This is a genomic window from Tardiphaga sp., from assembly GCF_025356345.1.
Taxonomy (GTDB): Bacteria; Pseudomonadota; Alphaproteobacteria; order Rhizobiales; family Xanthobacteraceae; genus Tardiphaga.
The window spans coordinates 1-8,392 of the sequence record NZ_JANXTC010000066.1; the positions used below are offsets into that span (position 1 = coordinate 1).

Here is an 8,392-nt window from a genome sequence, read left to right on the forward strand (position 1 = left end):
ATCGGCCGCGGCGTGATCTCGAGCTTGCCGGCGAGCATGCGCAAATCATGGCCGTCGCGCGGGCGCAGCATGATGCGGTGTTCGCCGAAAGCCACTGGCTGCGAATAGCGGTAGACGGTCTTGTGGTTGATGGTGAGCAGAGGCATCTTCAGATCATTCATGTCGTAACTTTGTACATGCAAATCTATACCGGTCGCTGCCAATTCACAGGCTGGAATGCTGCCTCGTTAGGCAATGATGGAGGAAAACCGCTTTGACGCGCGCGCGCGACACTTCATTACGTCTTGGAACCGGGGATGTTCCCCCGGTATTGGAACATCGCACCACCGGACGATCGCCCTTCCTGCTGACCTGCGACCATTATGGCCGGCTGATTCCCGAATTGCTGGGCGACCTCGGCCTCCCCGAGCACGAACGCCGGCGACATATCGGCTGGGACATCGGCATTGCCGGCGTCGCCGAGCAGATGTCGGCCGCGCTCGATGCGCATCTGGTGGCGCAGCGCTATTCGCGGCTGGTGATCGACTGCAACCGCCCGCCGCAGGCGGCGAGCTCGATCCCTGTCATCAGCGAGACCACCACCGTGCCCGGCAATGACGGGCTGTCGCACGAGGCCGCGGCGAGCCGCCGCGCGCTGATCTTCGATCCCTACCACCAGCGCATCGACGCGGTGATCGACGCGCGGGCCCGCGCCGGCCAGCCGACGGTGCTGGTGTCGCTGCACAGTTTTACCCCGGTCTATGCCGGGATCGCGCGGCCCTGGCACATCGGCACGCTGTATCAGCGCGACACCCATCTGCCGCCATTGCTACTAGAAGCGCTGCGCGCCGAGCCCGGTCTGGTGGTGGGCGACAACGAGCCCTATGCGGTGTCGGACGACACCGACTACACGATCCCGATGCATGGCGAGAAGCGCGGACTGATGAACACCGGCATCGAGATCCGCCAGGACCTGATCTCCGACCCCGCCGGCGAGACGCAATGGGCGGAGCGGCTGACGCGGGCGTTTCGCGCGATCGAGGCGACGCTGAAGGCGCGGGGATTGATCTAGCGCGGCGCGACTGTTTTCTTCCCCTCTCCCACTGGCGAAGCGAAGCTTCGCTGGGCGGGAGAGGGAAAGAACTCACCGCGCTCTTGTCAGCGCCAGCCAGACGCCGCCGCCGATCATGAAGCCGCCGGAAGCGCGCGACAGCAGCCGGGTGCGCCGCGCCGAAAAGAATTTTCGCGCCCGGCCGGCCAGCAGCGCGTAGACCGCGTCGGTCACGCCGGCGATCGCCATGAAGGTCAGGCCGAGGATCGCCACCTGCGGAAAGTGGTCCTTTTCCATGTCGACGAATTGCGGAATGAAGGCGCCAAAAAACACCAGCACCTTCGGATTGCTGAGCAGCACCACAAAACCCTGCAGGAAGAAGCCGCCGCGCGGCGGCACGGCCTCGGCGTCCAGCCCCTCGATCGGCGCGCGGATCAGTCTGATGCCAAGCCAGACCAGATAGGCGGCGCCGGCGAAACGCACCCAGTCGAACCAGTAGCCCATGGTGGCCATCAGCGTGGCAAGACCGAGCGCGACGATGCCGATCACGATCGCCAGCCCCAATTGCGTGCCGGCAATGGTGATCAGCGCGGCGCGGGTGCCGTAACGCAGCCCGCTGGCGATCACCAGCGTGACGTTGGGCCCTGGAATCAGCGCCAGCACGACGCAGGCGGCGACAAAAGCGAGATAGACCTGAAGCGACATCGACATGCCCTCGTGCTGTATCAGCCCGCAGTAATGCACGGCCTCGCGCGCAGGGGAAGACAGTGCGCGGCGAGCGTCCATCCGGCTATCTCCACTCGCCATGACACGGGATGTTTTCTCAGGGCATTGGCACATCCGAACACTTTTGGTATGATGAACGTCATAAAATGTGAGGAAGATGCCATGACCGACACCCCTGCTCCGACCCGATACGACGTCGTCACACCCGAGTTGATGGCGTCGATGTCAGGGCTCGATTTCGTGCGAAAGATCTTTGCCGGCGAATTGCCCGAGCCGCCGATCATGGAGAATGTGGCGCCGTTCGACTGCACCGCCGAGCCCGGCGCCGTGGTGTTTCACAGTGTGCCCGGTTTCCGGCACTATAATCCGATCGGGTCGGTGCATGGCGGTTACGCCGCCATCCTGCTGGATTCGGCGATGGGACTTTGCGTTCACACCATGCTGCCACCGGGCAGAGGCTACACCACGCTGGAGTTCAAGATCAGCTTCATTCGCGGCATGACGAAGGATTCCGGCACCGTCCGCACCGAGGGCAAGATTTTTAACGTCGGTCGCCGGGCCGCCACCGCCGAAGCGCGAATTACCGATTCGAGCGGACGGCTGCTGGCCCATGCCACCACGACCTGTCTGATTTTCGAAATCCCGACAGACGCCTGAAATCTGTAGCCTGGATGAGCCTGGCGACATCCGGGCCTGGCCCATCCGCGATGAACTCCGCCCCGGATGCCGCAAGCCCTGATGCCGGCGACTTCAAAAAAAAGCCCCCTCCTTGCGGAGAGGGCTTTTCAACGTCACGGCGCCGAAGACTAGTCTTCGTTGCCGCCTTCCTGGCGGCTGGCTTCGAACAGGAACCAGGTCCGGCGTTCGGTCTCGTCGATCCAGTTTTCCAGAAGACCGGCGGTGGCCGAATCCTTGAGATCATCGACGATCTCGTGCGCCTTGCGCATCGCCGCGGCGATATGCTTGTTGTCATTCATCAATTCGCGCAGCATCTCGCGCGGCGGCACGTAGGCCTCGTCATTGTCCTTGATAGTCTGCAGCTTCGCAATCTGGCCGATCGAACGCAGCGTGGTGCCGCCGACCTTGCGAACGCGCTCCGCCATGTCGTCGGTCGTCGCGAAAATCTGCTCGGACTGTTCGTCGAGCAGCAAATGATAGTCGCGAAAATGCCGGCCGCTCATGTGCCAGTGGAAGTTCTTGGTCTTGAGATACAGCGCGAACGTATCGGCCAGCAGCACGTTCAGCGTTTTTGAGATCTTGTCGGTGGCGTCCCGCGGCAGATCCGAGGGGGTATCGAGATCGGCGGCGACTTTAGAGGCGGTCTTGGTTGGGGACACGGCAGGTTACCTTCCTGAGGACGGATCGCTGTAATTTCAGACAGGCGGGGCGTCGCGACGAGGTGGTTCGAGGCGATGACCGGTGCTGCTAAAATGGCTGCAAATCCTGAAAACGAGGTCTTGCGGGTGAAAGGCGGTTTCCAACGCACCTGAAAACGCTCTAGACCCATAATGCTTCACGACTGCACCGGTTCCAGCGGCGGAACAAAGAAAAGCCAGGCCAAACCATGGACGACTGGATCGATTATTACGATTCAACCCACACGATCTACGCCAGCAAGCTGCATCGCGACGTGCATTTTCAGGAGATCGCCGGCGACATCATCGGCTATGTCGCCTCTCCCGACGCCGTCGTGCTGGATTATGCCTGCGGGGAGGCGCTGTCGGCAGCCATGGTGGCGGCGGCGTGCGGCAAGCTGATCCTGGCCGAGCCGGCGCCTGGCGTACGCGGGCGGCTGATCGCCCGCTTCGCGCCGATCACCAAGATCCGGGTTCGGTCGCTCGACGATCTGCGCCATATGGAGGAACAGTCGATCGATCTCGCGATCATGAACTCGGTGGCACAATATATGACGCCGGCCGAGCTCGACGGCGGCTTCGCCGTGATCAAGCGGCTGCTGCGGCCAGGCGGCAAGCTGGTGGTCGGCGACATTCTGCAGCCCGATGTCGGCATGGGGCGCGATGTCGCGGCGCTGATGCGACTGGCCGGCAAGCATGGGTTCATCAAGGACGCCGTGTGGGGGCTGGTGCGCACCGCTTTGTCCGACTACCGGCAGTTGCGGACCAGGATCGGCCTGCAGCGCTACAGCGAGACCGAGATGCTGGCCAAACTCGCGGCGGCCGGCTTCAGCGCCTCGCGGGCGCCGGTCAATATCGGCCACAACCGCTGGCGGATGACATTCATCGCCCGTCACGCCTTCTGAGCCAACCGACGGTTAGGGATAATGCACGGCGACGCTGGATCACCGGTCCGTGATCGGTGAAACTGCCTACGGCCCGGTGGCGGAATGTTTACGCGGGGGGCAGTGCATCGCTCTTTGATCCTGGTTCAAATCCAGGCCGGGCCTCCAGCCTCGTTACCGAGGCGTCAGACCACCTTGTCGCAGACCAGACGGCATCCGATCGGCATCCACGGCTCCATATCCGCCATCGCGGACTTGATGACCGTGTCGAGCAGCCCCGGAAACCGGGCTGCGAGATCATCGCGCCGCAAGGTGATGTAGCGCGCGGTGCCCTTGACCCGGGTCATCACCAGCCCAGCCTCGCGCAGCCGCGCAAAATGATAGGCCAGATTGGATTTTCCGCTGAAGCCGGTGAAGTCGCCGCAGCGCAGGTCGGCGGCCGACTGATCGTGCCCGGCCAGGCTGCAGACAATGGCCAGCCGGGTCGGATCGCTGAGGCAATCCAGCACCAGCGGCAGTTGAATCTGGTCGCGCGCGGGATGGGCGGGGGTTCGGGACATCGGAAACAGATAGACCGAAGAGACACGATGTTCAATGACTGTTGAACATTGACAAAGCCCAGCCCCCTGATTAGTTCAACGAATATTGAACAACGAGAGCGCGGCATGAGTATTTTCTGGTTGGCCGTGGCCGCCTTTTCGATCGGCACCGAGGCCTTTGTCATCGCCGGCCTGTTGCCGGTGATCGCCGCCGACGTCCACATCTCGCTGGCCGCGACCGGCCAGCTGGTCACCGTCTATGCCCTGACCTACGCAATAGGCTCGCCGATCCTGGCGGTGGTGTTCAACGACTTCGACCGCAAAATCGTGCTGACGCTGGCGCTGTGCACCTTCATCGTCGGCAACCTGATTGCCGCGAATGCCGGCGGCTTCACTTCGCTGATGCTGTCGCGAATGCTGATGGCGCTCGGCGCCGGCCTGTGCATGCCGACAGCCAACGCCGTCGCCGTGGCGATGACCAGCCCCGAACGCCGCGGCCGCGCCATTGCGCTGGTCACGTCGGGCCTCACGGTTGCGACCGTGCTCGGCGTGCCGATCGGCACCCTGATCGGCGCGCATTTCGGCTGGCGTTCGGCATTTGTCCTGGTTGCGATCCTGGGCACCCTGGCATTGGCCGGCCTGCAATTCGGACTGCCCCGCGGTCTGCCGCGCACCACGGCAACGCTGGCGCAGCGCTTCGCGATCGCCCGCCATGGCGGCGTGCTGCAGGCGCTGGGTACCACCGTATTGTGGGCGGCCGGCGCCATCGGGGCCTTTACCTATTTGGCCGTTCCGCTGCATGCGCTCGGATTCAGCACCACGCAAATCAGCCTCGCTTTGCTGCTGTCAGGCGCTGGCGCAGCCACTGGCAATTTGCTGGGCGGCGCGCTGGTCGATCGGCTGGGATCGTTGCGCACCGCCACCAGCGCGCTGATGATCGTGATTGCGACGCTGGTGGCGCAGTCGCTGGCCCTGAAATACGCGACGCCGCCCTTCGCCGCCGCGCTGTTTCTGGCGATGATGTTCGCGCAGAGCATCGCCGGCTGGATGTTCTATCCCGCGCAGGTCAATACCCTGCTGCATCTGGCGCCGGACGCGCCGATGATCGCGCTGTCGCTGAACGCCTCGGCGATGTATCTGGGGATCGCGATCGGTGGCGCCGCCGGCGGGGTGGTGGTCGCTTCGCTGCCGGCCAGCGACATCGGCTGGATCGGCGCCATCAGCGTCGGCGCGGCGCTGCTGCTGCATCTGTTCCGGGAGCGCCGGCAAAAGCTCCGATTGGCGCCACTTGCCGGTTGATCGCGACTTTAAATGCCTTCCCCGCCCGGCTAAACTGGTCTAAAGACAGCCGCGCGCGCGGATCGGCCTTCAGGGTCGCTCCAGCGCCCGGGCTCAAGGGACGCGCAGCACGCGCGCCCTTTTTTTGTGCCGATTTGCCACCCAATCGTGAGATATAATGCCGAAACGCACTGACATATCCACCATCCTGATCATCGGCGCCGGTCCCATCGTGATCGGCCAGGCGTGCGAATTCGATTATTCGGGCACCCAGGCGGTCAAGACGCTGAAGGAAGAGGGCTACCGGATCGTCCTCGTCAATTCCAATCCGGCCACCATCATGACCGACCCGGATCTGGCGGACGCGACCTACATCGAGCCGATCACGCCGGAAATCGTCGCCAAGATCATCGAAAAGGAGCGCGGCGACCGCTCCAAGGGTTTTGCCCTTTTGCCGACGATGGGCGGCCAGACCGCGCTGAACTGCGCGCTGTCGCTGCGCAAGCAGGGCACGCTGGAGAAATTCGACGTCGAGATGATCGGCGCCACGGCGGACGCGATCGACAAGGCCGAGGACCGCCAGCGGTTTCGCGAGGCGATGACCAAGATCGGCCTGGAGACGCCGCGTTCGGTCCAGGTGAAGAACCTGCCGGACGCCCTGCGCGCGCTCGATGTGATCGACTTCCCGGCGCTGATCCGCCCGTCCTTCACCATGGGCGGCACCGGCGGCGGCATCGCCTACACCAAGGCCGAGTTCATCGAGATCGTCGAGCGCGGCATCGACGCCTCGCCGACCTCCGAAGTGCTGATCGAGGAATCCGTGCTCGGCTGGAAAGAGTTCGAGATGGAGGTGGTGCGCGACAAGAACGACAATTGCATCATCGTCTGCTCGATCGAGAACATCGACCCGATGGGCGTGCACACCGGCGATTCCATCACGGTGGCCCCGGCGCTGACGCTGACCGATAAAGAATACCAGATCATGCGCGACGCCTCACTGGCGGTGCTGCGCGAGATCGGCGTCGATACCGGCGGCTCCAACGTGCAGTTCGGCGTCAATCCCGCCGACGGCCGCATGGTCGTGATCGAGATGAATCCGCGGGTGTCGCGCTCCTCGGCGCTGGCTTCGAAGGCCACCGGCTTCCCGATCGCCAAGGTCGCGGCCCAGCTCGCGGTCGGCTACACGCTCGACGAAATCGCCAATGACATCACCGGCGGGGCGACGCCGGCGTCGTTCGAGCCCACCATCGACTATGTGGTGGTCAAGATTCCGCGCTTCAATTTCGAAAAATTTCCCGGCGCCAGCCGGACGCTGACCACCTCGATGAAGTCGGTCGGCGAGGTGATGGCGATCGGCCGGACCTTCCAGGAAAGCCTGCAGAAGGCGCTGCGCGGTCTCGAGACCGGCCTCACCGGCCTCGACGAGATCGAAATCGACGACCTCGGCCGCGGCGACGACAAGAACGCCGTCCGCGCAGCGCTTGGTACGCCGACGCCGGACCGTCTGCTGCAGGTGGCGCAGGCGATGCGGCTCGGCTGGAGCGATGACGAGATCTTCACGTCGTGCAAGATCGACCCGTGGTTTCTCTCGGAGATGCGCGGCATCGTCGAGATGGAAGCCAAGGTCAAGAAAGACGGTCTGCCGGGCAACGCGTTCGGCATGCGCACGCTGAAGGCGATGGGCTTCTCCGACGCCCGGCTGTCGGTGCTCGCCAACACCACCGAGGAAGAGGTCAAGACGCTGCGACGCTCGCTGAACGTGCGTCCGGTGTTCAAGCGCATCGACACCTGCGCCGCCGAATTCGCCTCGCCGACGCCCTACATGTACTCGACCTATGAATCGTCTTTCGCCGGCGGCTTCGCCGACGAGAGCGCGCCGACCGACGCCAAGAAGGTCATCATCCTCGGCGGCGGTCCGAACCGCATCGGCCAGGGCATCGAGTTCGACTATTGCTGCTGTCACGCCTGCTTCGCGCTGCATGACGCCGGCTATGAAACCATCATGATCAACTGCAATCCGGAAACCGTGTCGACCGACTACGACACCGCGGATCGGCTGTACTTCGAACCCCTCACCGCCGAGGACGTGCTCGAGATCATCGACACCGAAAAGCAGAACGGCACGCTGCACGGCGTGATCGTGCAGTTCGGCGGCCAGACCCCGCTGAAGCTGGCGCATGCGCTGGAAGACGCCGGCGTGCCGATTCTCGGCACCTCGCCCGACGCCATCGATCTGGCGGAAGACCGCGACCGCTTCAAGCGCGTGCTCGACAAGCTGAAGCTGAAGCAGCCGAAGAACGGCATCGCCTACTCGGTCGAGCAGGCGCGTCTCGTCGCCGCCGATCTCGGCCTGCCGCTGGTGGTGCGCCCGTCTTACGTGCTGGGCGGCCGCGCGATGCAGATCATCCGCGAGGAAAGCCAGCTCGGCGACTACCTGCTCGGCACCCTGCCAGAGCTGGTGCCCGCCGATGTAAAAGCGCGCTACCCGAACGACAAGACCGGCCAGATCAACACCGTGCTCGGCAAGAACCCGCTATTGTTCGACCGCTATCTGTCGGACGCCATCGAGATCGACGTCGA

The 8,392-nt window shown here is 63.9% G+C and carries 9 protein-coding genes and 1 tRNA gene; 6 read left to right on the forward strand and 4 right to left on the reverse strand.

From position 1 onward, the window contains the following. Nucleotides 1–146, reverse strand: a 146-nt coding sequence (locus tag Q0S16_RS03655; protein ID WP_295845193.1) for a transglutaminase N-terminal domain-containing protein, incomplete at its 3' end; no start/stop codon positions are given. Between the two features lie 107 nt (nucleotides 147–253). Here Q0S16_RS03655 and Q0S16_RS03660 point away from each other — a divergent pair. Beyond that, nucleotides 254–1,051: an N-formylglutamate amidohydrolase gene (locus tag Q0S16_RS03660; protein ID WP_295845180.1), complete on the forward strand. Its 798-nt coding sequence runs from the start codon at nucleotides 254–256 to the stop codon at nucleotides 1,049–1,051. Nucleotides 1,052–1,123: 72 nt separating this feature from the next. Here the strand turns inward: Q0S16_RS03660 and Q0S16_RS03665 are convergent, their stop codons facing one another. Continuing rightward, entirely contained in the window at nucleotides 1,124–1,735 is a 612-nt protein-coding gene (locus Q0S16_RS03665; protein WP_295845194.1) for a LysE family translocator, read from the reverse strand. Between the two features lie 183 nt (nucleotides 1,736–1,918). On the opposite strand from Q0S16_RS03665, the gene Q0S16_RS03670 reads away from it, so the two are divergent. Next, the gene (locus Q0S16_RS03670; protein ID WP_295845181.1) at nucleotides 1,919–2,413 is read left to right on the forward strand and encodes a PaaI family thioesterase; all 495 of its coding nucleotides are present in this window, start codon (nucleotides 1,919–1,921) and stop codon (nucleotides 2,411–2,413) included. A gap of 149 nt (nucleotides 2,414–2,562) precedes the next feature. Here Q0S16_RS03670 and Q0S16_RS03675 read toward each other — a convergent pair whose 3' ends face one another. Continuing rightward, nucleotides 2,563–3,093, reverse strand: a complete 531-nt coding sequence (locus tag Q0S16_RS03675) for a DNA starvation/stationary phase protection protein (protein ID WP_295845183.1) — start codon at nucleotides 3,091–3,093, stop codon at nucleotides 2,563–2,565. A 227-nt stretch (nucleotides 3,094–3,320) separates the two neighbouring features. Between Q0S16_RS03675 and Q0S16_RS03680 the strand changes: the two genes are divergently transcribed. Continuing rightward, on the forward strand, nucleotides 3,321–4,016 hold the full coding sequence (locus tag Q0S16_RS03680; RefSeq protein WP_295845185.1) for a class I SAM-dependent methyltransferase: 696 nt from the start codon (nucleotides 3,321–3,323) through the stop codon (nucleotides 4,014–4,016). A 70-nt stretch (nucleotides 4,017–4,086) separates the two neighbouring features. After that, nucleotides 4,087–4,163: transfer RNA gene (locus tag Q0S16_RS03685), tRNA-His, on the forward strand. Between the two features lie 17 nt (nucleotides 4,164–4,180). Here Q0S16_RS03685 and Q0S16_RS03690 read toward each other — a convergent pair. Beyond that, a complete protein-coding gene (locus tag Q0S16_RS03690; RefSeq protein WP_295845187.1) occupies nucleotides 4,181–4,555 on the reverse strand; it encodes a transcriptional regulator in 375 nt (124 codons plus the stop codon). Between the two features lie 105 nt (nucleotides 4,556–4,660). On the opposite strand from Q0S16_RS03690, the gene Q0S16_RS03695 reads away from it, so the two are divergent. Both Q0S16_RS03695 and carB read left to right on the forward strand, forming a co-directional pair. Continuing rightward, the gene (locus Q0S16_RS03695; protein ID WP_295845188.1) at nucleotides 4,661–5,833 is read left to right on the forward strand and encodes an MFS transporter; all 1,173 of its coding nucleotides are present in this window, start codon (nucleotides 4,661–4,663) and stop codon (nucleotides 5,831–5,833) included. 157 nt (nucleotides 5,834–5,990) lie between these two features. After that, nucleotides 5,991–8,392 (forward strand): carbamoyl-phosphate synthase large subunit (gene carB, locus Q0S16_RS03700; RefSeq protein ID WP_295845191.1); only part of this gene is annotated, 2,402 nt, incomplete at its 3' end.

What these genes read in the sequence shown, in the direction of transcription:
- Q0S16_RS03665 (WP_295845194.1), bottom strand. Translation starts at nt 1,735, where the DNA reads ATGTCGCTTCAGGTCTATCTCGCTTTTGTCGCCGCCTGCGTCGTGCTG.
- Q0S16_RS03670 (WP_295845181.1), top strand. Translation starts at nt 1,919, where the DNA reads ATGACCGACACCCCTGCTCCGACCCGATACGACGTCGTCACACCCGAG.
- Q0S16_RS03680 (WP_295845185.1), top strand. Translation starts at nt 3,321, where the DNA reads ATGGACGACTGGATCGATTATTACGATTCAACCCACACGATCTACGCC.
- Q0S16_RS03690 (WP_295845187.1), bottom strand. Translation starts at nt 4,555, where the DNA reads ATGTCCCGAACCCCCGCCCATCCCGCGCGCGACCAGATTCAACTGCCG.
- Q0S16_RS03695 (WP_295845188.1), top strand. Translation starts at nt 4,661, where the DNA reads ATGAGTATTTTCTGGTTGGCCGTGGCCGCCTTTTCGATCGGCACCGAG.